At 65.8% G+C, this 25,011-nt stretch carries 23 protein-coding genes; 8 read left to right on the top strand and 15 right to left on the bottom strand.

The features are described from left to right. Positions 1-130 precede the first annotated feature (130 nt). The 4 genes from RMET_RS21360 to RMET_RS21375 all read right to left on the bottom strand — a co-directional run bounded on the left by RMET_RS21360 (position 131) and on the right by RMET_RS21375 (position 3,994). The gene (locus tag RMET_RS21360) at positions 131-1,264 is read right to left on the bottom strand and encodes a dihydrolipoamide acetyltransferase family protein (RefSeq protein ID WP_011518624.1); all 1,134 of its coding nucleotides are present in this window, start codon (positions 1,262-1,264) and stop codon (positions 131-133) included. A gap of 16 nt (positions 1,265-1,280) precedes the next feature. After that, on the bottom strand, positions 1,281-2,261 hold the full coding sequence (locus RMET_RS21365) for an alpha-ketoacid dehydrogenase subunit beta (protein WP_011518625.1): 981 nt from the start codon (positions 2,259-2,261) through the stop codon (positions 1,281-1,283). Then, positions 2,254-3,357: a pyruvate dehydrogenase (acetyl-transferring) E1 component subunit alpha gene (gene pdhA / locus RMET_RS21370; protein ID WP_008650901.1), complete on the bottom strand. Its 1,104-nt coding sequence runs from the start codon at positions 3,355-3,357 to the stop codon at positions 2,254-2,256. Before pdhA ends, RMET_RS21365 begins: the two co-directional genes overlap by 8 nt. Positions 3,358-3,544: 187 nt before the next feature. Then, on the bottom strand, positions 3,545-3,994 hold the full coding sequence (locus tag RMET_RS21375) for a hypothetical protein (RefSeq protein ID WP_141192917.1): 450 nt from the start codon (positions 3,992-3,994) through the stop codon (positions 3,545-3,547). Positions 3,995-4,195: 201 nt separating this feature from the next. Here RMET_RS21375 and RMET_RS21380 point away from each other — a divergent pair, with 201 nt between their 5' ends. From RMET_RS21380 to RMET_RS21400, 5 genes are all read left to right on the top strand, one after another. Continuing rightward, the gene (locus tag RMET_RS21380) at positions 4,196-5,122 is read left to right on the top strand and encodes a TauD/TfdA dioxygenase family protein (protein ID WP_011518628.1); all 927 of its coding nucleotides are present in this window, start codon (positions 4,196-4,198) and stop codon (positions 5,120-5,122) included. A 49-nt stretch (positions 5,123-5,171) separates the two neighbouring features. Then, positions 5,172-6,197: an ABC transporter substrate-binding protein gene (locus tag RMET_RS21385; RefSeq protein ID WP_011518629.1), complete on the top strand. Its 1,026-nt coding sequence runs from the start codon at positions 5,172-5,174 to the stop codon at positions 6,195-6,197. Position 6,198: 1 nt separating this feature from the next. After that, entirely contained in the window at positions 6,199-7,038 is an 840-nt protein-coding gene (locus RMET_RS21390) for an ABC transporter ATP-binding protein (protein WP_011518630.1), read from the top strand. 47 nt (positions 7,039-7,085) lie between these two features. Beyond that, complete coding sequence (locus tag RMET_RS21395) at positions 7,086-7,955, top strand: ABC transporter permease (protein ID WP_029310267.1); 870 nt, start codon at positions 7,086-7,088, stop codon at positions 7,953-7,955. 84 nt (positions 7,956-8,039) lie between these two features. Continuing rightward, positions 8,040-8,807 (top strand): class I SAM-dependent methyltransferase, encoded by a 768-nt coding sequence (locus RMET_RS21400; protein WP_011518632.1) that lies wholly within the window; start codon positions 8,040-8,042, stop codon positions 8,805-8,807. Between the two features lie 33 nt (positions 8,808-8,840). Here the strand turns inward: RMET_RS21400 and RMET_RS21405 are convergent, their stop codons facing one another. After that, entirely contained in the window at positions 8,841-10,067 is a 1,227-nt protein-coding gene (locus RMET_RS21405; RefSeq protein WP_011518633.1) for an MFS transporter, read from the bottom strand. 202 nt (positions 10,068-10,269) lie between these two features. On the opposite strand from RMET_RS21405, the gene RMET_RS21410 reads away from it, so the two are divergent. Both RMET_RS21410 and RMET_RS21415 read left to right on the top strand, forming a co-directional pair. After that, positions 10,270-11,046: an IclR family transcriptional regulator gene (locus tag RMET_RS21410; RefSeq protein WP_011518634.1), complete on the top strand. Its 777-nt coding sequence runs from the start codon at positions 10,270-10,272 to the stop codon at positions 11,044-11,046. Positions 11,047-11,197: 151 nt separating this feature from the next. Beyond that, positions 11,198-12,427 (top strand): GGDEF domain-containing protein, encoded by a 1,230-nt coding sequence (locus RMET_RS21415; protein WP_011518635.1) that lies wholly within the window; start codon positions 11,198-11,200, stop codon positions 12,425-12,427. A gap of 42 nt (positions 12,428-12,469) precedes the next feature. On the opposite strand, the gene RMET_RS21420 is transcribed toward RMET_RS21415, so the two are convergent. The 10 genes from RMET_RS21420 to RMET_RS21465 form a co-directional block, all read right to left on the bottom strand. After that, entirely contained in the window at positions 12,470-13,324 is an 855-nt protein-coding gene (locus RMET_RS21420; protein ID WP_011518636.1) for a citryl-CoA lyase, read from the bottom strand. Further along, positions 13,321-14,520, bottom strand: coding sequence for a CaiB/BaiF CoA transferase family protein (locus tag RMET_RS21425; protein WP_008650915.1), 1,200 nt, complete (start codon positions 14,518-14,520; stop codon positions 13,321-13,323). Before RMET_RS21425 ends, RMET_RS21420 begins: the two co-directional genes overlap by 4 nt. Positions 14,521-14,557: 37 nt before the next feature. After that, complete coding sequence (locus RMET_RS21430; RefSeq protein WP_011518638.1) at positions 14,558-15,577, bottom strand: Bug family tripartite tricarboxylate transporter substrate binding protein; 1,020 nt, start codon at positions 15,575-15,577, stop codon at positions 14,558-14,560. A 316-nt stretch (positions 15,578-15,893) separates the two neighbouring features. Further along, complete coding sequence (locus RMET_RS21435) at positions 15,894-16,541, bottom strand: phosphorylase (RefSeq protein WP_011518639.1); 648 nt, start codon at positions 16,539-16,541, stop codon at positions 15,894-15,896. 28 nt (positions 16,542-16,569) lie between these two features. Continuing rightward, a complete protein-coding gene (gene shc / locus RMET_RS21440; RefSeq protein ID WP_011518640.1) occupies positions 16,570-18,579 on the bottom strand; it encodes a squalene--hopene cyclase in 2,010 nt (669 codons plus the stop codon). 75 nt (positions 18,580-18,654) lie between these two features. After that, positions 18,655-19,503, bottom strand: a complete 849-nt coding sequence (gene hpnD / locus RMET_RS21445) for a presqualene diphosphate synthase HpnD (protein WP_011518641.1) — start codon at positions 19,501-19,503, stop codon at positions 18,655-18,657. 110 nt (positions 19,504-19,613) lie between these two features. Further along, a complete protein-coding gene (locus RMET_RS21450; protein WP_231138555.1) occupies positions 19,614-20,087 on the bottom strand; it encodes a BON domain-containing protein in 474 nt (157 codons plus the stop codon). Between the two features lie 180 nt (positions 20,088-20,267). Beyond that, on the bottom strand, positions 20,268-20,471 hold the full coding sequence (locus tag RMET_RS21455) for a cold-shock protein (protein ID WP_008650922.1): 204 nt from the start codon (positions 20,469-20,471) through the stop codon (positions 20,268-20,270). A gap of 4 nt (positions 20,472-20,475) precedes the next feature. After that, positions 20,476-21,441: an IS481-like element ISRme14 family transposase gene (locus RMET_RS21460; protein WP_011518643.1), complete on the bottom strand. Its 966-nt coding sequence runs from the start codon at positions 21,439-21,441 to the stop codon at positions 20,476-20,478. Positions 21,442-21,816: 375 nt separating this feature from the next. Beyond that, positions 21,817-22,917 carry an IS5-like element ISRme1 family transposase gene (locus tag RMET_RS21465; RefSeq protein WP_011515952.1) on the bottom strand — a complete coding sequence of 367 codons (1,101 nt, stop codon included), beginning with the start codon at positions 22,915-22,917 and terminating at the stop codon, positions 21,817-21,819. A gap of 755 nt (positions 22,918-23,672) precedes the next feature. On the opposite strand from RMET_RS21465, the gene RMET_RS21470 reads away from it, so the two are divergent. After that, positions 23,673-24,881 (top strand): IS4-like element ISBvi1 family transposase, encoded by a 1,209-nt coding sequence (locus RMET_RS21470; protein WP_011517431.1) that lies wholly within the window; start codon positions 23,673-23,675, stop codon positions 24,879-24,881. Positions 24,882-25,011: the final 130 nt, after the last annotated feature.

Consider the following 25,011-nt stretch of genomic DNA (forward strand, 5'->3'; position numbering starts at 1 on the left):
GCCGTCTGTGCGGCGAAAATCCAGTATAGGAACTGGTTTGCCCGCCGGACGGACAATGGGCTTCATCCATGTGGCGGATGGCCGGCCTGGCCAGGGCCGTGCCGGTATCGCCGGAATCACTCCTGTCGTGCTACTCGGGCCGTTCCAGATCCTCGATGACCGCGCGCAGGAACCGGGCCGCCTCGCCGCCCGTGACCACGCGGTGATCGAATGTCAGCGACAGTGGCATGACCCGGTGCACGGCAGGCACGCCGCCGGATGCCACCACTTCGTCGCGCACGCGCCCCGCGCCGAGGATGGCAACCGTTGGCGGCACCACGATGGGCGCCGCGTAGCGGCCCGCGATCATGCCGAAGTTCGACAGGGTGATGGTATTGCCGCGCATCTCCTCCGGCGCGATGGTGCGTGCGACCACGTCGGCGCGCATTCGGTCCAGCCCGGCACGCAGGTCGGCGGCATCGCGTTTGCCGACGTTGCGCAGCACCGGCACGAACAACCCCTCCGGCAGGTCCGCCGCAATGCCCACGTCGATCCGCTCGAGCAGGTGGCGTCTGCCGGTCCTGCCTTCGTACCACGCGTTGAGCGCCGGTTCCGCGCGCACGCCGGCCACCAGCGCGCGCACCAGGCGGATCGTGATGTCCTGACCGGTCACCGATGCGCCGGTCGCCTGCCACGCATGCAGGTCCGCATCGTCCATGACCGTGGCCGCGGCCACTTCGCTCTGCGCGCGCGCCATGTTCTGCGCCATTGCGCGGCGCACACCGCGCAGCACGTCCGGCGCGCCGACGTCCGCCAGGGTGGTGGCCACGCGCTGCACATCGGTGGCCGTGATCACGCCATCGTGGCCGGATGGGGTGACCATCGACAGGTCGACCGACAGCTTGCGCGCCAGCGCGCGCACGGCCGGCGTGGCCTTGATGCCATGTCCGCCGGGAATGCCGGCGGCGCCTACGCGCGTGACGCCTTCATTGACCACATGCGTGCCGACCTTCACGGCGCCTACCACCGTGCCGGCATCGTCGGACGCCCCCGCGCCCTCGAAGCCAACCAGCGGCGCGCCCAGGTGGACGATGTCGCCCGGTTGCGCAAAGAGTTTCGCAACCTGTCCGGCGAACGGGGAGGGGATCTCGACGATGGCCTTGGCTGTTTCCACCGACAACAGCGGCTGGTCGGCTGCGATGGTGTCCCCGGGCTTCACATGCCAGTTGACGATTTCCGCTTCCTGCAGGCCTTCGCCCAGGTCGGGCAGCTTGAAGATCCGCATCGCTATCTCTCCTTGGCTAGGCTGCTTCCAGCGCGCGTCGCGCCGCGTCGACAATCCGCGCCACCGACGGCATGTAGCTGTGTTCGAGTCGCGCCAGCGGCACCACCGTGTCAGGCGCCGTCACGCGCTGCACCGGGGCGCTCAGCGAATAGAGTCCCGCGTCGGCCAGGTTGGCGGCAATCTCTGCGCCCAGGCCGGCGGTGCGCGGTGCTTCATGCACGATCACGCATCGGCCGCTCTGCGCAACCGACTCCAGGATGGTCTCCATGTCCAGCGGCTTGAGCGTGGCCACGTCGATCACTGCCGCGGAAACGCCGTCGTCGGCCAGCACATCGGCCGCGGCCAGCGTTTCCCGCAACATCGCGCCCCAGCTCACCAGCGTGAGGTCCGTGCCCTCGCGCAGCGTGAAGCAGGCGTCGAGGGGCAGCGCCTGGCCGTCGTCGGCGACCTCCTGCCGGAACAGCCGGTACAGGCGGGTGGGCTCCAGGAAGATCACCGGGTCCGGGTCGCGAATCGCCGCGAGCAGCAGCCCGTAGGCGCGCGCCGGCGATGAAGGCATGACCACGCGGATGCCCGGCATCTGCGCGAACAGGGCCTCCGGGCTTTCGGAATGGTGTTCGGGCGCGTGGATGCCCGCGCCGCTCGGCGCGCGCACAACCATCGGGCACGTGATCCGGCCGCGTGTGCGGTGCCGCATATGACCCGCGTGATTCAGGATGTTGTCGATCGCCGGATAGATGAAGCCGGCGAACTGGATCTCCGCGACGGGCTTGAGCCCCATCGCCGCCATGCCGATGGCCGCGCCGACGATGGCGCCTTCGGCCAGCGGCGTGTCGATGACGCGGGCCTCGCCGAAGCGCGACTGCAGCCCCACAGTCGAGCGGAATACGCCGCCGTTCACGCCGATGTCCTCGCCCAGCAGCACCACGTCGGGATCGTTGGCGAGGGCATGGGCCAGGGCCAGGTTGACGGCTTCCACCATATGCAGTTCAGCCATGATGGGCTCCCGAGGTATCGGTCTTGCCAGAGGCGTCGTATTGCCGCGCGGTGTCGAGTTGTTCGGCCATGGCGTCGGGCAGCGTTTCATACAGGCAATCGAACATCGCCGATGCATCGGGATGCGGCAGCGCAAGATAGGCCTGCACGGCCGCGCCGACGGCCTGCTGGCATTCCTTGATCAGCGCCTCTTCCTGCGCGGCGTCCCAGGCGCCGAGGCGGGCCAGGTAGTCTCGCAGCCGGATAATGGGCTCGCAGCGCCAGGCTTCCTTGACCGATGCCTCGTCCCGGTAGCGCGACGCATCATCGGCTGTCGTATGGTCGCCCAGGCGGTAGCTCACCGCCTCGATCAACGTCGGCCCGCCGCCGTGGCGCGCATGTTCGATGGCCGCGCCAACGCGCTGCCGCACGGCAATCACGTCGTTGCCGTCGATCTGTTCGCCCGGAATGCCCGCTGCGATCGCCTTCTGGGCCAGCGTCGCCGCCGCCGTCTGCTTGGCGCGCGGCATCGAGATGGCCCACTGGTTGTTGTTGATAACGATGACCAGCGGGACGTGCCACGCGCCGGCCATGTTCATCCCCTCGTAGAAGTCACCCTTCGAGGTGCCGCCGTCGCCGAGGATGCACACCGCCACGTTCGGTGCCTGGCGCAGCTTGAACGTGTAGGCCACGCCGGCCGCATGGCCAACCTGGGTGCCGATCGGCACGCAGTTGCCGAAGTCATATGGCACTGCGGCAAACGCGCTGCCGCGTTCGTCGCCACCCCAGTACAGCAGGCTCTCCGTCATCGTGACGCCCCGCACAAACTGCGCGGCATGATCGCGGTACGACGGCACCAGCACGTCGTCGCGGCGCATCGCCGTGGCCACGCCGACGCCGATCGCTTCCTGGCCCAGCGCGGACGCGAACGTGCCGATCTGGCCGGTACGTTGCATCGCGATGGCCTTGAGATCGAACTGCCGGGTCAGCACCATGGCGCGATAGAGCGGCAGCAGGGTGGCCGGATCGCGGGCAAAGTCGGGAAGGTCGGGCTCTGGCGAGCCGTCGGGGGAGAGGTAGCGGGTAAAGCCGATTTCAAAACGCGCAACAGTGCCCATGTGGTTGTCCCCTTGAGGTTGCTCCCTTGTGGTTCGCGGTGTCCTGTGCGGCGCAGCATCTTGTGAACGCTGCTGCCTTTGAGTGTAGGGCACGGAATCGCGCTGCGGGCGTGCGGTGGCGCACCGCCGTCACATTGTCAGCGCGGGCGGGTGGGGCGGTTTCATCGGCGGACGTGCAGCCGGGGCGCTAGCGGTGCCGGTACGCAGCGTGTGGCGGCACGCCGCCACGTGGTGGATAGAGTTTCTGGAACTGGGTGGACGTAATGCCCATGCCGCCCTTGTCGTCGATGATCGTCATCTCGTGCCACGCGACGGGCGAGCCCTGAAGACCGGCGAATTCCCTCAACTGCCAGATCCGGCCCGTCTGCGTGTCGAGCAGGAACGGGCCGGTGCGAGTCTGGCCGCTGGCGACGATCTGGAACCGGCCGGGCGCTGCGGCCTCCGCTGGCTGGCCTCCCGGGATGGGCGGCTGGGCGACGGCCCCGGCCCCGGCGTTGGATGCGGCGACGGATGCGGCATTGGATGCGGCGGAAACCGGATTGCTGCCGGACGTGGCGGGCGCCGCTGCCTTGGGCTTGTCGCTGCCTCCGCATCCGGTCAAGACCATGAAGGCTGTCGCCATCGACAGAGACAGCATGGAACGTATTGCATCTTGCATACGGGCCTCCCGCGCGCCTGGTGTTGTTCCAGTCATTCCAGCAAGTTTAGGCGCGAGGCCGCGGGCGCGCCAACGCGATATAAGGAATCCGCATAATCGCGCGCGATTTGATTCGTTGTCCGGCCGGTGCGGCTTCCCTACAGTGCAAGGCTTGTGCTTCCCCCAGAGCAAAGACCTGCCATGACGATTGCCACTGCCGACGCTTCCGTCGATACCTCCGCCAACCTCGCCACCGAGTCTTCCACCAGATCCCTTCAGGATTTCGAGATCCGCCCGCTGGGCGCCGCACTGGGTGCGGAAGTCATCGGGGTCGATCTGGGGCGGCCGCTGTCGCATGGTGATTTCCAGCGCATCCATCAGGCGCATCTCGATCATCACGTGCTGGTGTTCCGCGACCAGCGCATCACGCCGGCACAACAGATCGCCTTCAGCCGCCGCTTCGGGCCGCTGCAGATTCACGTGCTGAACCAGTTCCAGTTGCCGGGCCACCCCGAAGTGCTGATCGTCTCGAACGTGATCGAGAACGGCAAGCCGATCGGGCTGGGTGATGCCGGCCACTTCTGGCATTCGGATCTCTCGTACAAGGAGACACCGAGTCTTGGTTCCCTGTTGCACGCACGGGAGTTGCCCGCCGAAGGCGGCGACACGCTTTTCGCCAATATGCACACCGCATGGGAGAGCCTGCCGGAAGCGCTGCAGCGCAAGGTGGCGGATCTCACCGCCGAGCACACGTATCTGGCGCGGTACGCCGAGTTGCAGGCGCGCAGCCCGTGGCGTCCGAACCTGACGCCGGAGCAGATCGCGCAGGTCAAGCCCGTGGTGCATCCGGTGGTCCGCACGCATCCGGAGACCGGGCGTCGCGCGCTGTTCGTCAGCGAGCATTTCACCACGCGCATCGTCGGCCTGCCTGATGCCGAAAGCCGCGCGATCCTCGATGAATTGTTTGCGCACAGCGTGAAGCCCGAGCACGTGTACCGCCATCAGTGGCGCGAGCACGACCTCGTGTTCTGGGACAACCGGTCGCTGCTGCATCTGGCCGCCGGCACGCCCGATCAACTGCGGCGCGTGATGTATCGCACCACGATCGAAGGCGATCAGCCGTTCTGATTCGATTCTCGTTTTTTCACTCCGGCCCCATTTTTCAGGAGTCCATTGCATGTCGCTGTTTTCGTCCGCTTCCACCCTGACCCGTCGCGCCGCCGTTGCCATGCTGACAGCGGGCCTCGCCTTGACTGGCAATGCGCACGCCGAAGGCCGCCTGCGCATTGCCGAGCAGTTCGGCGTGGTCTATCTGCTGCTCAACGTCGCACGTGACCAGCAACTGATCGAGAAACACGGCAAGCAGCAGGGTATCGACGTCAAGGTCGAATGGACGCAGCTTTCCGGTGGCGCGGCGGTCAACGATGCCTTGCTCTCCGGCGCGATCGACATCGCCGGAGCTGGTGTCGGCCCGCTGCTGACGCTGTGGGATCGCACCCAGGGCAAGCAGAACGTGAAGGGCGTGGCGTCGCTTGGCAACTTCCCGTATTACCTGGTCAGCAACAATCCCAAGATCAAGACGATTGCGGATTTCACCGAGAAGGACCGCATCGCGTTGCCGGCGGTGACGGTCTCGGTGCAGTCGCGCGTGCTGCAATATGCCGCTACCAAGCAGTGGGGTGACAAGGAATTCAACCGGCTCGACAAATGGACCGTGGCGGTGCCGCATCCCGATGCTGCGGCGGCGATCATTGCAGGCGGCACCGAGATCACTGGGCACTTCGGCAACCCGCCGTTCCAGGAGCAGGAACTGGCGGGGAATCCGAACGCGCGCATCGTGCTCAATTCCTACGATGTGCTCGGCGGTCCCAGCTCCGCCACGGTGCTCTACGCGACCGAGAAATTCCGCAGCGAGAACCCGAAAACCTATCGCGCGTTCGTCGATGCGCTGGCCGAAGCCGCCCAGTTCGCAACGAAGAACCCGGAAGCTGCCGCCGATCTGTATATCCGCGTGAACAAGGCGAAGATCGACCGCGCGCTGCTGGTGAAGATCCTGAAGAACCCGCAGGTGCAGTTCAAGGTGACGCCGCAGAATACGTTCGCGCTGGCGGACTTCATGTATCGCGTGGGTGCGATCAAGCATCAGCCGAAGTCGTGGCAGGACTATTTCTTCCAGGACCCGGCAACCGCCGAAGGGAGCTGACATGGCCGAAGGCAATAGCGCGCACCTGCGTGTGGTCGCCAGTCACGAACCGCTGCTGCAGGTGGATGGCGTATCGCTGGAGTACCGCACCGCGCAGCGCGTGGTGCGCGCCACGCATCGCGTGAGCTTCGACGTCCACGCCACGGACCGGTTCGTGCTGCTGGGGCCTTCGGGTTGCGGCAAGTCGACGCTGCTCAAGGCGGTTGCGGGCTTCGTGCCGCCGGCCGAAGGCGAGATCCGGCTCGACGGGCAACGGGTGCAAAAGCCGGGGCCGGACCGCATCGTCGTGTTCCAGGAATTCGACCAGTTGCCGCCGTGGAAGACGGTGCGACAGAACGTGATGTTCCCGCTGCGGCAGGCGCGTGGCATGTCAAAGGCCGAGGCCAACGACGTGGCGCTGCATTTCCTGGACAAGGTGGGGCTCGCGGCCTTTGCCGATGCCTATCCACACACGCTGTCGGGCGGCATGAAGCAGCGGGTGGCGATTGCGCGAGCGCTGGCCATGCGGCCGAAAGTGCTGCTGATGGACGAGCCGTTCGCCGCGCTCGACGCGCTGACGCGCCGCCGGATGCAGGAGGAATTGCTCGCGCTGTGGGACGACGCGGCCTTCACGCTGCTGTTCGTGACCCATTCGATCGAGGAAGCATTGGTGGTCGGCAGCCGCATTCTGCTGCTGTCGCCGCATCCGGGGCGGGTGCGCGCGGAACTCAACAGTCATCAGTTCACGCTGGCCAGCCAGGGCAGCGCGGAATTCCAGACGGCCGCGCACCGCATCCACCGGATGCTGTTCGACGAACCCGCCACCGTGGAGGATGCGTCGAGCCGCATCGTTCACGCCTGAATCCCCAGATACCCCCAATTCCCGCCCTTCGATTCGAGATGCAAGCGATGAGTACCGCCAATCCCCCGGTTCGCCCCGAGTACGAGCACCTGCTGGCTCCCTTCACGGCCGCGCCGTTGTCGCTGCCGCTGCCGTGGTACCGGCAACTGTGGCAGCAAGGCTGGATGCGCAAGGCCCTGATCCTGGTGGTGCTGGCCACACTGTGGGAAATCATCGCCCGCATCCAGGACAACGACCTGCTGCTGCCGACGTTCCTGGCCACAGTGCGGGCGTTCGGCGAAGGCGTCGCCAGTGGCGAACTGCCGGGCAAGGCGGCGGTGTCGTTGACGGTGCTGCTACAGGGCTATGCGGCCGGCATCGTACTGGCCTTCGCGCTCACCACGCTGGCTGCGTCGACGCGTATCGGGCGCGATCTGCTCGACACGCTGACGGCGATGTTCAATCCCCTGCCGGCAATCGCGCTGCTGCCGCTGGCCCTGCTGTGGTTCGGGCTTGGCAGCAAGAGCCTGATCTTCGTGCTGGTGCACTCGGTGCTGTGGCCGCTCGCGCTGAATACGTATGCCGGGTTTCGCGGCGTGCCGGAAACGCTGCGCATGGCGGGGCGTAACTATGGCCTGCGTGGGCTGCGCTTCGTGGTGCTGATCCTGGTGCCCGCGGCGTTGCCGGCCATCCTTTCCGGGCTGAAGATCGGCTGGGCCTTCGCCTGGCGCACGCTGATCGCGGCCGAGCTTGTCTTCGGCGCTTCGTCGGGCAAGGGCGGCCTGGGCTGGTACATCTTCCAGAACCGCAACGAGCTCTATACCGACCGCGTGTTCGCGGGGCTGGCCACGGTGATCCTGATCGGGCTGGCCGTGGAAGGGCTGGTATTCGCCACACTGGAGCGCGTTACCGTCCGGCGCTGGGGGCAGCAGCACTAGTAGCCGCACTAGCAGGCCGCAGTAGCAGTAGCACTGGCAGGCAGGTCTTGCCGTTGTCATGCGAGCGGAGTAACGTACGCGCTCATGACCGCGATCCATCATGCTGCCGCCCAGGGCTTTTCTGCCCAGGCCGATACCTACGCCCGTGGGCGTCCCGAATATCCCGCCGAGCTTTCCGGCTGGCTGCGCGACACGCTTGGCGTGGCACCCGGCAAGAGCGTTGTCGACCTCGGCGCGGGCACCGGCAAGTTCACGCGCCTGCTGGCGCAGACCGGCGCCACGGTGATTGCCGTGGAACCGGTCGATGCCATGCGCGCGCAACTGTCGTCGAAACTGCCGGACGTGCAGGCGCTGGCGGGTAGCGCCGAGTCGATTCCGCTGCCCGACGGCAGCGTCGACGCGGTGGTCTGCGCCCAGGCGTTCCACTGGTTTGCCAACACTGCTGCCGTGCAGGAAATCCGCCGCGTGCTGAAGCCCGGCGGCAAGCTCGGGCTGGTGTGGAATGTCCGCGACGAGTCGGTGGGCTGGGTCGCCAGGCTGACCGAGATCATGACGCCGTTCGAGGGCGATGCGCCGCGCTTCTACAAGGGGGACTGGAAGAAGGTCTTCCCGGCCGATGGCATGGGACCGCTCGGTCTGACACGCTTTGCGTACACCCACAGCGGCGCGCCGGAACAGGTGATCGTCGATCGCGTGATGTCGGTCAGCTTTATCGCGTCGCTGCCGCAGGACCAGCAGGACGCCGTGCGCGCCCGGTTGCGCGAGGTCATTGCCACCGACCCGGCGCTGCAGGGGCACGACGTGGTGTCGTTCCCGTACAGCACCGAAGCGTACTGCTGCGAACGGCTCTGATCGGGTGGCGGTCAGATGACCGTCAGATGAGCATCAGGTGGCCGGCGCCAGCCGGTCGCGATAGCGCGCAGCCAGGACCTGGCTGAGCACCAGCGCCAGCACTGCCGCCAACGCGGCGAACAGGTACACGGCCGGATAGCCGGCGTGCTTCGTGATCAGGCCGGCGACGGGGCCGGTCAGCCCGAGCGAGAAATCGAAGAACAGCGCGTAGGCGCCCAGCGCGGAGCCGCGATTGGTGGCTGGCACGCGCTTGACGGCTTCGATGCCGAGCGACGGAAAGACCAGCGAGAAACCGAAGCCAACCACGGCTGCGCCAGCTAGCGCCTGCCACGGCGCCTGGGCCAGCCACAGCATCGCCAGACCCGCTGCCTCCACCGCGAACGACACCAGCGCCACCGGATAACCGCCGAAGCGCGTGATGCTGTCGGCCATGATCAGCCGCGTCAGGACGAAGCAGGTGCCGAGCGCGGTCAGCGCCAGCGCGGCATGATCCCAGCCATGCCCCGCGTAGTAGAGCGTGATGAAGGCCGTGATCGCGCCAAAGCCGACCGAGCCAAGCCCGAGGCACAGGCCGAACGGTGACATCGCGCGGAATACGCTACGGAAGGGCAACCGCTCGCCCTTGAGGATTGGCACGGCGGCTTGGCGGCGCGCCAGCAGCCACGAGGCGCCGGCGATGACTGACGTCACGATGCCGATCGCGGTCAGGCCACCGTGGCCGGCCAGCAGCACGCCCACGGGCGCGCCCACCGCCAGCGCGCCGTAGGTGGTGACGCCATTCCAGGAAATCACTTTTGCCGTATGGCGCGCGCCCACGCTGCCGATGCCCCAGGCGATGGTGCCGGTGGTCACCAGGCTCTCGCCCGCGCCCAGCATCAGGCGGCTCGACAGCAGCCAGCCCAGCGCGAGCCAGTCGTTGCCCGCGAACTGCGCGGCGACCAGCATCAGCAAGCCGCTGCCCGCGCACAGCAGCAGGCCCGTCAGCACCGAGCGCTTCGGCCCTTTCATGTCGCACAGGCTGCCGGCCCACGGGCGGCTCAGCAGCGTGGCCAGATACTGGATGCTGACCGCCAGACCCGCCAGTACCGCGCTATAGCCAAGGTCGCCATGCACGAAGCCGGGCACCACGGCGATCGGCAGGCCGACGCTGAGATATGCGATGAAGTTGAAGACAACGATGCCAAGTATGCGGCGAGTCACATTACCGGAGGCGAGATCGCCATGCGGTGGCGTGGCCTCGGGGGAAAGCGGGGTGGTCATTCGGTGCGGGGCGCGATTGGACGGGGATACAGGCCGGGTCCGGGTCGTGTATCAGGTACGACAACATAGGGAAAACCCGGGAGCGGCAATCATACCGGGAATGGGCGCGGTCCGTGCGGCGTGTTGGCGTGCAGATTGACATTGATTTTGCCGTTCTATACCGTGGACGCCCGTTCCATGCCACGTCCTCGACGCTTTCTCCATGCCCCGCAAAGCCGCCCAACTCTCCGAAGCCGACAAGCACGCCGCTGAAGGTGGTGCCGTCGCCGTGGATCGGGCGTTGTTCGTGCTGTCGGCTTTCCGGGAAGGCGACGGGACGTTGGGGCTGGCCGAACTCGCGCAACGCAGCGGCCTGTACAAGAGCACGCTGCTGCGGCTGCTGGCGTCGCTGGAGCACGCGCGGCTGATCCAGCGTCATACGGATGGACGCTATGGGCTCGGCCCCGAGATCGCACGGCTTAATGCGGTCTACGCGGCGTCGTTCTCGCTCGAGCAGGTCGTGTTGCCGGCGTTGCGCGAACTGGTGCGCACCACGCGCGAATCGGCCGCGTTCCACATCCAGCAGGGGGAACACCGGCTCTGCCTTTATCGCGTGGACTCCCCGCAGCCGGTGCGCGACCACATTCGTGCCGGCGATCTGCTGCCGCTCAATCGCGGCGCCGGCGGCCGTGTGCTGCGCGCTTTCGCCGGCGCGCGCGGAGAGATTTATCAGCGTATCCGTGACGAAGGCGTAATCGCGCTGGTGGGCGACCGCAGCCCCGACATCGCGGGCGTGTCGTCGCCGGTGTTCGGGCCCGGTGGGGAATTGAAGGGCGCCTTGACGCTGACCTGCCCGACGCCGCGCTTCTCCGAATCGTTCCGCGAACAGGTACTCGATGCCGCGCGGCGGCTGACGCAGGCGCTTGGCGGGATTTTCCCGGAGGTCGTCGAAGCCGCCGGACCCTCATCCTCGGCGGCAACTGCCCCGCAGGACGACTGAGTATCCCCCGGCTTGTCGGGGGTGCCGCTCGGTGACCCGCGCGGGATAAGATGCGTGCTTTCGTGCCGACGATAGCAACAGGGGCTACCCGTCAAGGGTAAACCTCGACAAGCGGCAGCCGCCCCCGGTAGCTTTAGAGGATTCGACTCCCGTGCACCTGGCCCAGCAGACCATCCTGGTCGTGATGATGGTGGTTTTCTCCAGCACGCTCGTCATGGCGGCGGGGCTGGTGCTCGCGCTGCGCGCCAATGAGGCTGGCCGCCTGTGGGCCGTCGGGCATGTGATCGCCTCGGGCGCGGGGCTGGTCATCGCGGCCAGCGCAAGCGCCGGATCGGCGGAACTCGGCGCGCTCGGCGCCGGTGCCTATGTGTTTGGCCGCCTGACGATCTACCGGGGTGTGCGCGTCTACTACGGCATGTCCGAACACGCGGCGCTGCTGCACGGTGTCGGCTTCGTGACGCTGGTGCTGCTGATGCTGCTGACCGGCCTGCCCGATGGCAGCAGGCTCGTGCATGGCCTCGCGTACGGCTTGCTGGCCCTGATCTCGTTTTTCACTGTCATCACCATGCTGCGCAGCGCGCGCGGCCGCAGGAGCATCGGCAGCCCGCTGGTGCTGGCCTCCCACCTGGTGCTGCTGATCTCGCAGGTGGCGGCGCTGAGCTACGGGGCGACATTCAAGGGTTTCGAGGTCACGCCTTTCTTCCTGCAGCCCGAAGGCTCGGTCTGGCTGCTGGCGCCGCTGGTGGCCGTGTTGCTGGGCCTGTTCGGTTTCTGCCTGATGTCGATGGAGCAGATCATCGCGCGCAACGAGAGCGGCGCGCGTACCGATGCGCTGACCGGGCTGCTCAATCGCGGCGCGCTCGACATGCTGGCCATCAGCATGATCGCGCGCTGGCAGCGCAACGGCGAGGCGCTGTCGTGCCTCGTGATCGACGTCGACTATTTCAAGCTGGTCAACGACACGCACGGCCACCATGCCGGTGACAACGTGCTGCGTGAAATCGCGACGGCGCTAGACAATTCGCGGCGCGCGTCGGATATTGCCGCGCGCTACGGTGGCGAGGAGTTTTGCATCCTCTGTCCGCATACGGACGAGCACCAGGCCACTGCGCTGGCCAATCGTATTCTGCGGAAGGTGAGGGCGATCGAACTGCCCGGCGCGGGCGGTCATGCCAGCGTCAGCATCGGCGTGGCCGAGCTGCGCGGCGGGCCCTCGAGCCGTGAGGGCCTGTGGCGCAGCCTGTTCGCCACGGCGGACCGCGCGCTCTATCAGGCCAAGCAGCGCGGCCGCGACCAGTTCATGCTGGCGTCCAGCATGATCGAAGAGACACCGGTCGGCGACGCGCTGCAATCGGTGACCGAGCCGCAGATGATTGTTTGACGGCGGATACCCAGGCGGGCCCGGTGGGTACCTGGGCCGTCCTTATACCGCCCCGCCATCCACCGGCACATCCCGTTGCGGCTGCCCGTCGTACGTCCAGATGAACTGGCGCGGAATCGGCCCCTTGTTGCGGCCGCCCTGCTGGGTTTGCTCCCACGCATGAGACAGGATGCCCACCGAGCGCGACAGGCAGAATAGCCCGCGTGCCAGCGGCGCCGGAAAGCCGAGTTCCGCGTAGATGACAGCGGTCGCGCCGTCGATGTTCATCGGGATCGGCTTGTCGCGTCCTGCGCCGAGCGCCTTTTCCACCGCGCGGGCAATCGCCGCGTAACGGCCGGACACCACGCCATCGTCGGCAGCCTGATCCACCAACGCCAGCAGGCGCGGCGCGCGCGGGTCGAGCGGATGGAAGCGATGGCCGAAGCCCGAGACGAACTTGCCGTGCAGGTCGCGATAGTGGGCCAGGCCAGCGGCCACGGCATCATCGAACGGCGTGCCGGCGTCGAAGCGGCGCGCGATGTCCTGATAGAGTTCCACCGCCTGCTCGCCGGCGCCGCCGTGCACATCGCCCAGCACGTTGACCGCTGAGGCCATCGCATTGTTCAGCCCCACGCCGCAGGTGGCGGCCATGCGGGCGATGGCGATGCTGGGTGCCTGCGGGCCGTGGTCGACGGCGGCCATCAGCGCAGCGTCGAGCAGTTCGCCTTCGCGCTTGCCCGGCAGCTCGCCGCGCAGCATCAGCCAGATCATCTGCGCGAACGACACATTGCCGATCAACTGCTCGATCGGGTAGCCGCGATAGCGGATCTCGCCCGGCTTCATGTCGATGATTTCGGTACGCCACCAGTCCTGCGAAGCCTGTTGGCCGGCGTCGATCGTTTCGTTCGTGGCGCTCATAGCGCGCGCTCCTGTTTGAGGGTGTCGATGGCGGCGGCGTCATAGCCGAGTTCGCCGAGGATGTCGTCGGTATGCTCGCCGAGTTGCGGCGGGGGCGTGTCCACGGACGGTGCCTGCCCGTTGACCTTGAAACCGGTGCGCAGCAGGCGGATGTCGCGACCCACGCCAGGCACGTTTTCGAACGCGCCGATCATGCCGCGGTCGCGCACCTGCGGAAGTGCGAGCGTGTCCGGCACCTTCAGCACCGGCCCGGCCGGCACGCCAGCCTCATTGAGCAGTTGCCACCAGTCGGTGGCGGACTTCTTCGCCAGTTCCGCTTCCAGTTCGGCGGTCAGCGCCGCGCGGTTCGCCAGGCGCGACTGGCGCTCGGCAAAGCGCGGGTCGGTCGCGAGCTCGGGGCGGCCCACCACGCGGCACACCGCTTCGAACTGCTCCTGCTTGTTGGCCGCGATATTGAGCGGGCCGTCGCCAGTGCGGAACGTGCCAGACGGGCTCGCTGTCATGTTCTCGTTGCCCATCGGGGCAGGGTCCTTGCCCGCCACCAGATGGTTGGAAACCACCCAGCCCATCGTGACCAGCGTGGCTTCCAGCATCGATACGTCGAGGAAGTAGCCTTCCGTGCGTTCGGTATCGGCCAGCGAGGCGGCGATGGAAAAGGCCGCGGTCATGCCGCCGATGGTGTCGGAGACGGGATAACCGACGCGATACGGCGCGGTCTGCGGGTCGCCGGTGATGCTCATCACGCCTGCCATGCCCTGGATGATCTGGTCATAGGCCGGCAGGTCGGAGAGCGGCCCATCCTGGCCGAATCCGGAGATCGCGCAGTAGATCAGGCGCGGGTTCACCAGCTTGAGTTCGTCGTAGCCCAGGCCCAGGCGCGTCATCACGCCGGGGCGGAAGTTCTCGACAACGACGTCGGCGCTCTGCACCAGCTTGCGGAAGACTTCCTTGCCGCGCGCGTGCTTGAGGTTGATCGTGATCGAGCGCTTGCCGGGGTTCTGCGCCAGGAACGAGACGCCCATCAGCTTGCGGTTCAGCTCGGCATCGGCGCCAAGCTGACGTGCGAGGTCGCCCGTGCCGGGCGTTTCCACCTTGATCACCTCAGCCCCCATGTGGGCGAGCTGGTGGCAGCAGAAGGGCCCGGCCAGCACGTTGGTGAGGTCGAGCACGCGGATATTGCGAAGCGGCTTTTGCATGAGGGGTATGTGGGTCCGGCCAGGCATGTTGTTGGTCTTATTCAACGCGAGCGCCGGAGTCTCGCACGATCGTGCCCCAGCGCGTGTGCTCGCTCTTGATGAACGTGGCGAGGTCGGCCGCGGAGCCGCCGCGCGGTTCGCTGCCTTCGTCACGCAGCCTGGCGATCGTATCCGCATCCTTGAGCGCCTTGTTGACTTCCGCGTTCAGGCGGGCGATCACGTCGGCCGGTGTGCCGGCGGGCGCCACCAGTGCCTTCCAGTCCTCGGCCTGGAAACCCGCGTAGCCCTGCTCCGCGACGGTGGGCACATTCGGCAGCAGCGCCACGCGCTTGACCGACGTCACGCCCAGCGCGCGCAGCTTGCCAGCCTTGAGCATCGGCATGGCGATCGGCGGCGTGGCGAAGTAGAAGTCGGTCTGGCCGCCCATCAGGTCGGTCAGCGCGGGCGATGCGCCCTTGTATGGCACATGCAGCGCCTTGAAGCCGGCACGGCGCTGGAACATCTCGCCGGTCAGGTGGCCCACGGTGCCGGTGCCCGCTGACGCCATCGACAGTTGCTTGGTCTTGGCCGCGGCCACGAGGTCAGCCAGCGTCTTGTAGGGCGAGTCCTGTCGCACGATCAGCACCACGGGCTGCGCGGCCACCAGGGCCACGGGCGTGAAATCCGTGACCGCGTTGTACGGCATCTTCGGGTAGAGCGTCGGGTTGATGGCGAGGTTGGCGGTCTGGCCCATGCCGATCGTGTAGCCATCCGGGCGTGCCTTGGCCACGGCGTCGAGGCCGATGTTGCCGCCGGCGCCGGCGCGGTTCTCCACCACCACCGTCCAGTGCGTGGCGGTGCCAATCTTGTTGAAGACCAGACGCGACAGCACGTCGGTGCCGCCTGCCGGCGGGAACGGTACGACCAGACGGATCGGCTGAGCCGGATAGGCGTCGGCGGCAAATGCGGACGCACCCGGCAGGGCGGCGATGGCCGCCACGGCGATCAGGCCGTGCACGAGGGTGCGGCGTCGCGAGGAGGCCGAGCGGGTCGGACGGGTCGGGTGGATCTTGTTCATGCTGGGGTCTCCGATTTCTGTGGTTCTATAGAACAGAACATCGATCTTAAGAAAGGAATGAAACGGAGAATAGGAGGGGGGCGACGGACTGTCAAGTCATGGTGGATGACAGGCGGTGGCGGGATGTCAGGCCGCAGCGCGCGGGTGTGATCCTGACCTGGATGGGAATTTGAACGGCTTGCCGTCTCCCCGGCCCGCTCTGGCGCTGCGGGAGATGGGAAAAAACAGCGGGTGTTTTGATGGGCGTGGGTGTGCTCCCCTCACCCGCGATGGCGCGAGAGGGGTAGGGGGAGGGCGAAAAGATGGGAGGGTGGCGTCAGGCCGCCGCGAGTGCGGTCAATGCGAAGCCAGCGCCGACAGCGTGTCGGGCGGCAGATAGCGCGGACTTTGCCGCTGAAGCATCGCGCCCCAGCCGCAGCAGGCCGCCAAGTTGATGCGGAGCCTTGAGCAGGCCGAAGATGATTGCGCCGATGTCGGTGCTGCCATCGGCCGCCATGCCGGCCACGGCCAGCGGGGGCACGGGACGATCGGCAGGGTCGATCACCACGCGCAGCGCGGCGAACGGAATATGGTGGGTCTGGGCGGCCAGCGCGGCGATGTGGGATTCCATGTCCACGGCCAATGCGCCGTGGGATTCGTGCAGCGCTGTTTTGCCGGTCACCGTGGTGACCGGGGTATCGGACCCCGCCAGCAGGCCACACACGGCCTGGGGCAGGGCGCGGCGAAGCGCCGCTGTCCAGTACGGGTCGGTCGAGTAGGATGCGTCGCCCGCCCGTACGGCGGTGGCGACGATCACGGTGCCCGGCGGCAGCGTGGGATCGAGCCCGCCGGCCACGCCGAAGCTGATGACGCCGTCGCAGCCTTGCGCCAGCCGGGCGTCAAGCACACGCGCCAGTGCCGCATCGCGATGCCCGTAGAGCGTTTCCACGCCCGCTCCCGACGCGATGCGCGCCTCGAAATCCATCCCGCTGACTGCCAGTACCGCCACGACTTCAGAGCCCCCAGGAGATGGCGCGATTGCCATCGCGCAGCAGGTTGCGGAAGCGCGCCAGTGCCCAGAGCGGGAAGAAGCGCGAATAGCCGTGGTAGCGCAGATAGAACACGCGAGGGAAACCCACCGCCGTGAAGTACGGCTCGTCCCAGAAACCATGGCTGGCCTGCGTGCGCAGCAGGTACTCGACGCCGCGCACCAGGGCGGGGTGGTCGCCTGCGCCGGCGGCCATCAGGCCGAGCATGGCCCAGGCGGTTTGCGATGCCGTGCTCGGCGCCTTTTCATAGCCCCGATACTCGAGCTTGTAGCTGTCGCCCGACTCGCCCCAGCCGCCATCCTCGTTCTGGATCGACAGCAGCCATTGGGCCGCGCGCTTCATCTCGGGCGCGTCCGTGCCGATGCCGGCGGCGTTCAGCCCGCACAGCGCGCTCCACGTGCCATAGATATAGTTGGTGCCCCAGCGGCCGAACCAGCTTCCGTCGGCTTCCTGTTCGTCGAGCAGGTAGCGCAGCGCGCGCGCGGCCGGCTCGCTGTTGGCCGGCATCTGGCCTAGCTGGCACAGCATCGCCAGACAACGCGCGGACACGTCGGCCGTGGGCGGATCGAGCAGCGCGCCGTGATCGGCGAACGGGATGTTGTTCAGGTAAAGGTGCGTGTTCTCGGGTTCGAACGCGCCCCAGCCACCGTTGCTGCTTTGCATGCCGACGATCCACTCGCAGGCGCGGGATACGGCCTCGTCATAACGGTTGGAGCGGTCGCCCTTGTCCACCCGGTCCATCGCGGCAGCCACCACGGCGGTGTCGTCCACGTCGGGGTAGTGAGGGTTGGCGTACTGGAAAGCCCAGCCGCCCGGGCGGACGTTGGGACGGCGCACCGTCCAGTCGCCGCGCAGTTCGAGTTCCTGCAGCGGCAGCAGCCAGTCCAGCCCGCGTGCCGCAGCCGCGATCGTGCGCGGCTCGCCGACTTCCAGCAAGGCATGGGCGGCCAGCGACGTATCCCAGACCGGCGACAGGCATGGCTGGCAGTAAGCCTCGTCATCCTTGATCACGAGCAGCTTGTCGATCGAGCGGCGGGCGATGGCCCGGTTCGGGTCGCTCTCGGGCACGCCGAGGACGTCGAACATCAGCACTGAGTTGACCATCGCCGGGAAGATCGCGCCGAGGCCGTCTTCGCCGTTCAGCCGTTCGACCGTGAATTCACGCGCGCGCTCGATGGCCCGCTGGCGCAGGCCACGCGGGAACAGTGGCTCGGCCATGCGCACCACGGCGTCGAGCGTGCGGAACACGCCGACCCATAGCGGGCTCTGGTGCGGCGCGCGGCGCGGCAGGCGGGTGGCCTGGCACGGGCGTACGAACAATTCGTCGATGCCGATCTTGCGCGGATTGCGCGCCTGCGGACGCAGGCTGTTGAGCACCAGCAGCGGCACGATGACCGTGCGGGCCCAGTACGACACCTTCGACAGATGGAACGGAAACCACTCGGGCAGCAGCATGATCTCCACCGGCATCATCGGCACCGCCTGCCACGGCATCACGCCGTACAGCGCGAGCAGCGTGCGCGTGAATACGTTGCTGGCCTCGGCGCCGCCCATCGCGTGGATCGCGGCGCGCGCGCGGCGCATGTGTTCGGCTTCCGGGTTGTCGCCGGCCATCTTCAGCGCGAAGTAGCCCTTCACGCTGGCACTGATGTCCGAGGCGCCGGCGTGGAACAGCGGCCAGCCGCCATCGGCGTTCTGGATGCGGCGCAGGTAGTTGGCGATCTTGCCTTCCAGTACCAGATCCGGCGTCTCGCCGAGGTAGTGGACCATCAGGATGTACTCGGCCGGAATCGTGGCGTCGGCTTCGAGTTCGTAGACCCAGTGGCCATCGGACTGCTGTTGCGCCAGCAGGGATTCGACGACATGGGCGATGCCGGCATCGAGCGGATCGGGCAGGGCCGGCTGGGCAGGGCGACGGGCGCTGGTGGTCAGCGTTTCATCCTGGGGGCGGGTTATTGTTGCGGCCTGGTTCATCTAAATCGGGGGCACTTCTCTGTTCTGGGCACGCGGCAATGGCCGCGTGCCTTGGCTAAATACAAGGCGGGCAAATCATGCGATGGCATGTCGGAGCAGAATCCAGACCAGCTTTGCCTTGGGCACGCGCACGCGCGCGCGCGGCGGTTGCCAGCCACGGGCCAGCAGGCGGGTCAGGATGCCGTGATAGACATCGGACATGATGCGCGGCGAACGCACCACGCGCGCCGGGCAGCGCGCCATGATCGCGGCGGAGGCATCGTAGTGAGCCTGAGCATCGCGCGCGATGCCGGTGCAGACCTCGGCGATCGCGGGGTGATGGATGACGTCGTATGGCTTGCCGACGGGAATGCCGGCGGCGGCCAGGGCCTCGGCCGGCAGGTACAGACGGCCGATCTCGGCGTCCTCGTCGAGGTCGCGCAGGATGTTGGTCAGCTGCAGCGCACGGCCAAGGTGATGCGCCAGCGCGATGCCGGGTGCTTCGTCCAGGCCGAACACGCGCACGGCCAGGCGGCCGACGGCGCTGGCCACGCGGTCGCAGTAGGTGTCCAGCGTGGCGGCATCCGGCGCGACGATCGTGGCGACGACGTCCATGATCATGCCGTCGATGACGTCGGAAAAATCCTGCTGCTGGAGATTGAACGCCTTGATCTGCTCGTCGAGCGGGCGCAGCGCCGCAGGCGCCTGGCCTGCATAGCAGGCGGCGATGTCGGCGCGCCACTGTTCCAGCGCGGCGAGGCGGTCGGCGTGCTGGGTGTCGCCATCGGCGATGTCGTCCACGGCGCGGCAAAACGCGTAGATCTCGAACATGGCCTGCCGCTGCGAAGCGGGCAGGATGCGCATGGCCGCATGGAACGAGCTTCCGGATGACACGGCGGGTCCGGCGATCGGCCCGCCTGGCGTTGCGATTTCAGTACCGGCCACGGGTTTCCTCGGCACGCATTGTCAAATACCTTCCAGCGGGGCAGCCAGCGGGTGGCGCCCCGGGAACGGCAGAATTTGGGGGGATTCGAAGTCGGGCGATTATAGCAACTTCATCGCGCCGGGGGATTTGTGACGTTATCACCATAACGCGGGTATGGTACGCCGCGTGCCGGGGTGGTGGTGGTCTGGTCGATAACCCGTTCTACGTCGGGCACTTCGCGCAGCGCGCCCAGGAATCCTTTCCGGTCGAAATCCGTGGCCACGCAGCCCTGCACGGTCAGCCAGCGGCCCCGCACCATGATCCAGAGCGAGCTTTGCTGCCAGGCGGGCATCGTGTGCCGCAGCGTATCGAGCCGACGCCGCAGGGCCTCGGCAATTTCCTGGTCGTACTGGTAAGCGTTGGCCAGCCTGCAACGGCCTTCCATATAGCAGTGGTTACCTTCCTCGATGCGGTGGTGCGCCTCACGTTTCCAATCCGCCTCGGTAATGCGCGGGCCCGCCGGTTCGGGGCAATTGGCGATCGCCTGCGAGATTTGCAGGAAGGGGTCGTTGCCGAAGTTGCGGGTCGTCTGTCCAAGTGCCATTTGCGCCGCGCATATCGTCATGGCCATTAGTGTCGCCAAGTGAATTGCCACGCGCAAAAAACACCGCGATGACCGAACGTCATCAATGCAATACATTATCTGCCCTGTGGAAAGCCCAGAAAGCAGAAAGCCCCGCCGGAGCGGGGCTTCCCAGGCAAGATAAACTGCCCGGTGATCCAGTTAGATAGCCTGGATCTTCGTGGCCTGTTCGCCCTTCTGGCCCATAGCCTTAACGTAGCGAACCTTCTGACCTTCCTTCAGCGACTTGAAGCCATTGCCTTCAATCGCCGAGAAGTGTGCGAACAGGTCATTGCCGCCTGCGTCCGGCGTGATGAAGCCGAAGCCCTTGGCGTCGTTGAACCACTTAACGGTACCGGTTTCCATATGTCTATCTGTCGTGTCCCGGCTGATTGGTAACACGTCTGTTGAACAGTTCGGGGTGTGATCGCTGCCATTGTTTCATGGCCTGGATGGGGCTGACATGCCCCAAGGCTTTCTGTGGCAGTTGGTGATTGTACAGCCAGACATACCGCAGGATGGTGGCCTCAAGTTCTTCGCCGGAATGGAAGTGATGGGTGCGCAGGATGTCGGCGATGCGCCCGTTGAAGCGTTCAACCATGCCGTTGGTCTGCGGGTGTTTTGGGCGGGTCAGGCGATGCTCAATGCCTAGCTCCTCGCAGAGCTGATCGAACTGATGCCTGCCGGTCGGCGTACGCTCTCCCCGTGTGATGAAGCGATCCGTGAATTCCTTGCCGTTGTCGGTCAGGATCGTTCGGATACGGAAGGCAGCGGCCTTGTGCAATTCCTTCAGGAAGCGCCGGGCGTTGGTAGCGCTCTTGCTGGCATAGACACGCACGAACACCCAGCGGGTGGCGCGATCAATGGCCACAAACAGGTAACGCCGCGTGGTTTCGTCCGCCATCTGCGGCAGGTACTTCACATCGATGTGGACGAAGCCGGGCTCGTAGGCCTTGAACGGCTTGGTCCTGGGGCGATCCACGCTCAATGCCTCGCGCGCCGACACTCCATGGCGTTTGAGCATGCGGTGCAAGGCAGCGCGTGAGACGGTCGGATGGATGAACTCGCGTACGACTGCCAGCAGGTCATCCAGCGAAAGGCCCAGGCTTTTACGCAAGACGAGCACGATGGACTCCTGGGCCGGCGTCAGCGTGGTTTGCAGTCGATGAGGGGTATGGGAGGCGTCATGAACCGATGCACGCTTCTTCCAGCGAGCGATGGTGGAGACACTCACGCCAAAGCGCTGGGCCAGAACCCTCATGGGCTCCTTGCTGACCTGGATCTCGGCGCGGATCCTGGGTGTCGTGGTGGCGTTCTTGTGCAGCCTCAGATGCATCGTTTCAGCTCCAGCATGACCTCTCGGGCCAAGAGTAAACCACGGCGTGAACCAATTAACCAATCATCAGGGACACGACATCTATCCAACCTCGAATTTCAAATGGGCGTAATTGCCCGACCAAGCATGTCGCTCACAACGAACCGGAGCAAAACGCTACAGGCCGGCGCACATGCGAGCAGCCATTTTGACTGTTTTTTTCTGGCTGTCAATCGGACCATGCCCCTAACAGGCTGCTGAAGTACTAGCCGCATAAAAGCGAAGCTTCCCTCTGCAAGGCTGATGGGCTCGCTATTTTTCACAATCCGGAAGCTGATCGTCACTTCACCGACTTTTTCGTTGATTTGGCGACCGTTTCCGGCCTCATTGCCGCGATTACTGCAACTGCGGACGGATTTGTCCCAGCGAACGCATGCGCACGAGGTTGTAGGCGGCCATGCTCAGCACAAACATTTGATCGACCTTCTTTAGTCCGCGCACCATCACCTGGCGCATGCGCCCAACGGTCTTGGCCCATCCAAAGCCTTGTTCAATCAGCTTGCGCTTCTGCTGTGAGATGGCATAACCCTTGGTGCCTGCAATGGCGTCGGGAACGGCCGAGCGGCGGCCAGAGGTGTTTTGTGCGACGTGCGGCGTCACCTTCAACTCCAGGCAGGCTTGAATGAACTCGTGCGCGTCGTAGCCCTTGTCCGCACCCACGGTGACTTCCACATTCAGGTCCTCAATCACCTGCCTGGCATCGTTGAGCATGACCTTCGCGGCCTCGCGCTCGGCGTGTCCGTCCGCATTGGTCACCATGGCGCTCACCACCAGGCCGTGGCGGTTGTCGCTCAGGGTATGACCCATGTAACGCAGTTCACTGGCGGTTTTGCCCTTGCGGTACAGCTTGGCATCGGGATCGGTTTTGGACTCGTGCGTCTCGTTGCTGCGCTTTTCACCCTTGAAGTCAGCACCGTCGTTATCGTCTTGGTCGTCGCCATCCTTGCGTACAAAGCTCTTGTGGCCAGCCCACGCCTTAATCAACGTGCCGTCGACGCTGAAGTGCTCGCCCGACAGCCAGTCCTTCTTCTGCGCGATGGCCAGCACTTCGTTGAAGAAGTCGATCACAGCATCGTGCTTGATCAGCCGTTCCCGGTTCTTGCTGAAGACGCTGGGCACCCAGACCACATCATCCATCGCCAGGCCAATGAACCAGCGAAACAGCAAGTTGTAGTGCGTCTGTTCCATGAGCTGGCGCTCCGACCGGACGCTGTAGAGCACCTGCAGCAGCATGGCCCGCAGCAACTTCTCCGGCGCGATGCTGGGCCGGCCACCCTTGATATCGGCCTCGTACATTTGCGCGAACAGCCGATCCATCTTCGCCAGCGCCTGGTTCGCCATGGTGCGGATCGCGCGCAGGGGGTGGGACTTCGGCACGAAATCTTCCAGCCGCCGCATGGTGAACAAACTTTCGGTGAAGGTGTCAGCGCCGCGCATGAACGTGGGATTGTATGGAGTCCTCAGATTAACGATTCAGCAAGTCGTCGCGCTGACGTTCGCTGCCGGTATTTCAGCAGCCTGCTAATGGTGTTTCGGCATACAAACAGCAGATATTAAATTCTTCTACATCCATTCCGGATTTGTCTGACATCAGGGTGCCTTCCACGATGTTATGTCAGTCATTGCGGGCGTGGCGGTACCGGCAGTCGTTACATATTCGTAAGGCACGAGTGTGAGATATCACACAGTTGCCCACAGTTGCCATGCGGACAATCACACCGCAATACCTCAAATGGGCCAGATGCCGGAATAAAAATCCTGAGAGGTATGGTTATCCCGTATGCCAGAACCGAGAAACTTGTGGTCGAGGCGAGCGTAGTGGCGGCAGACATCTGCATTTTTACCACCCGGTGTAACATCTGCTTACCGATTCCCCTGTGGTCAAGGGGCACGCGGGTTGAATCGTGCCAAATGTCGTACCTATGACATGGCTTGTCGGGCACAATTTTTGACAATCTATTTCAAACGGATGGCCTAGGATCCACCTGCTCGCAAATTAGGAAAAATCCTATATAAAAGTGCTGCATAGAGCATAATGCAGGCTTAGGCATCGTCCGAGATGCGGGTCATGCATGCGAGCGGGGCCTGCGCGCCGCCATCGGCAACCGTCATAACAGCAGCGGACTTTAAGCCCAATACTGTTCAGATAGTATTTTTAAAGCCATAATCCTCATCCATCGAAGCTTCAATGGATGAGGGTGATGGCCAGAACACGCAAGACGCTGCCGTCGAGAGTTGACGTTGCGCATTTGATCAGCGCCGGGGTGCTGGCCAGCGTGTGTCCACGGACGTTGATCGAAGAAGTGTTGGCCGAGACCGGCAAGGCCAGCCAGCGGGAGCGGCTGCTGCCCGCGCCGGCAGTGGTGTATTACGTGATGGCGCTGGCGCTGTGGCGCGAAGCGCCGCTGGAGGAAGTGCTGCGCGTGGTGTGCGAAGGCCTGCAATGGCTCGGCGGCGGCCACACTGAGGCGGTGCAGGCCAGCAAGTCCGCGATCTCGCAGGCGCGCAGCCGGCTGGGCCCCGAGGTCATGCGCCAATTGGCCGATCGGGTGCTGCGCCCGCTGGCCGCGCCGGGGGCGCCAGGGGCGTGGTACCGGGGATTGCGCGTGATGGCCCTGGACGGCAGCTGCATGGACGTGGCCGACGAGGCGGCCAACGCCAAGTTCTTCGGCTACCCGGGCGCCTCGCGCGGCCAAAGCGCCTTCCCGCAGGCGCGCGTTCTGGGCCTGGTGGAATGCGGCACGCACGCGGTGGTGGCAGCCGGCATCGCACCCTACGGCCACAGCGAGCAGGTCATGGCCGCCCAGTTGCTGCCCGCCAAGCTCACGCCCGAGATGCTGGTGCTGGCCGACCGCAACTTCTACGGCTTCAAGCTCTGGCAGACCGCCTGCGCTACGGGCGCCAAGCTGGCCTGGCGGGTCAAATCCAACCTCAAGCTGCCGGTAGAGCAGATGTTGCCCGATGGCTCGTACCTGAGCCGCGTGTTCGACAGCGACGACCGCGCGCGGCGCGCAGGGCAAACGGTGCGTGTGATCGACTACGCGCTCGAGGGCTCGGCCACGCCGGCGCAGGGCAGCTACCGGCTGCTGACCAACCTCCTGGACCCCGATGCGGCGCCGGCCCTGGAGCTGGCCGCGCTGTACCACGAGCGCTGGGAGATCGAGGGGGTGTTCGATGAGTTCAAGACGCATTTGCGCGCCAACAGCACGGTGCTGCGCAGCAAGACGCCCGAGCTGGTGCAGCAGGAGCTGTGGGGGCTGCTGCTGGCGCACTTTGCGATTCGCCAGTTGATGGCGCAGGCGGCCTGGGCGCGCGAACTCGATCCGGATCGCCTGAGCTTCATGCACGCCGTGCGCGTGATCAAGCGCAAGATGCCGCAAGCTGCGGCCGTTTCCCCCTGAGCGTTTGCCTGCCTGGCGCGAGGCCCTGCTGGCCGAGATCGCGCGCGGGCGCTGCGTGAGCAGTCGTGGGCGCCTGAACCCGCGCGGCGTCAAGCGCAAGATGAGCAACTTCAATGTTCGGCATCGCGGC

This window comes from Cupriavidus metallidurans CH34, from assembly GCF_000196015.1.
In the GTDB taxonomy this organism is placed as follows: Bacteria; Pseudomonadota; Gammaproteobacteria; order Burkholderiales; family Burkholderiaceae; genus Cupriavidus; species Cupriavidus metallidurans.

What these genes read in the sequence shown, in the direction of transcription:
- RMET_RS21470 (WP_011517431.1), top strand. Translation starts at nt 23,673, where the DNA reads ATGAGGGTGATGGCCAGAACACGCAAGACGCTGCCGTCGAGAGTTGAC.
- RMET_RS21455 (WP_008650922.1), bottom strand. Translation starts at nt 20,471, where the DNA reads ATGGAAACCGGTACCGTTAAGTGGTTCAACGACGCCAAGGGCTTCGGC.
- RMET_RS21390 (WP_011518630.1), top strand. Translation starts at nt 6,199, where the DNA reads ATGGCCGAAGGCAATAGCGCGCACCTGCGTGTGGTCGCCAGTCACGAA.
- RMET_RS21460 (WP_011518643.1), bottom strand. Translation starts at nt 21,441, where the DNA reads ATGCATCTGAGGCTGCACAAGAACGCCACCACGACACCCAGGATCCGC.
- RMET_RS21430 (WP_011518638.1), bottom strand. Translation starts at nt 15,577, where the DNA reads ATGAACAAGATCCACCCGACCCGTCCGACCCGCTCGGCCTCCTCGCGA.
- RMET_RS21405 (WP_011518633.1), bottom strand. Translation starts at nt 10,067, where the DNA reads ATGACCACCCCGCTTTCCCCCGAGGCCACGCCACCGCATGGCGATCTC.
- RMET_RS21365 (WP_011518625.1), bottom strand. Translation starts at nt 2,261, where the DNA reads ATGGCTGAACTGCATATGGTGGAAGCCGTCAACCTGGCCCTGGCCCAT.
- RMET_RS21400 (WP_011518632.1), top strand. Translation starts at nt 8,040, where the DNA reads ATGACCGCGATCCATCATGCTGCCGCCCAGGGCTTTTCTGCCCAGGCC.
- RMET_RS21395 (WP_029310267.1), top strand. Translation starts at nt 7,086, where the DNA reads ATGAGTACCGCCAATCCCCCGGTTCGCCCCGAGTACGAGCACCTGCTG.
- RMET_RS21410 (WP_011518634.1), top strand. Translation starts at nt 10,270, where the DNA reads ATGCCCCGCAAAGCCGCCCAACTCTCCGAAGCCGACAAGCACGCCGCT.
- RMET_RS21425 (WP_008650915.1), bottom strand. Translation starts at nt 14,520, where the DNA reads ATGCAAAAGCCGCTTCGCAATATCCGCGTGCTCGACCTCACCAACGTG.
- RMET_RS21435 (WP_011518639.1), bottom strand. Translation starts at nt 16,541, where the DNA reads ATGGATTTCGAGGCGCGCATCGCGTCGGGAGCGGGCGTGGAAACGCTC.
- RMET_RS21375 (WP_141192917.1), bottom strand. Translation starts at nt 3,994, where the DNA reads ATGCTGTCTCTGTCGATGGCGACAGCCTTCATGGTCTTGACCGGATGC.
- RMET_RS21385 (WP_011518629.1), top strand. Translation starts at nt 5,172, where the DNA reads ATGTCGCTGTTTTCGTCCGCTTCCACCCTGACCCGTCGCGCCGCCGTT.
- RMET_RS21380 (WP_011518628.1), top strand. Translation starts at nt 4,196, where the DNA reads ATGACGATTGCCACTGCCGACGCTTCCGTCGATACCTCCGCCAACCTC.
- shc (WP_011518640.1), bottom strand. Translation starts at nt 18,579, where the DNA reads ATGAACCAGGCCGCAACAATAACCCGCCCCCAGGATGAAACGCTGACC.
- RMET_RS21360 (WP_011518624.1), bottom strand. Translation starts at nt 1,264, where the DNA reads ATGCGGATCTTCAAGCTGCCCGACCTGGGCGAAGGCCTGCAGGAAGCG.
- pdhA (WP_008650901.1), bottom strand. Translation starts at nt 3,357, where the DNA reads ATGGGCACTGTTGCGCGTTTTGAAATCGGCTTTACCCGCTACCTCTCC.
- RMET_RS21450 (WP_231138555.1), bottom strand. Translation starts at nt 20,087, where the DNA reads ATGGCACTTGGACAGACGACCCGCAACTTCGGCAACGACCCCTTCCTG.
- RMET_RS21420 (WP_011518636.1), bottom strand. Translation starts at nt 13,324, where the DNA reads ATGAGCGCCACGAACGAAACGATCGACGCCGGCCAACAGGCTTCGCAG.
- RMET_RS21465 (WP_011515952.1), bottom strand. Translation starts at nt 22,917, where the DNA reads ATGCGCGGCGCTGACACCTTCACCGAAAGTTTGTTCACCATGCGGCGG.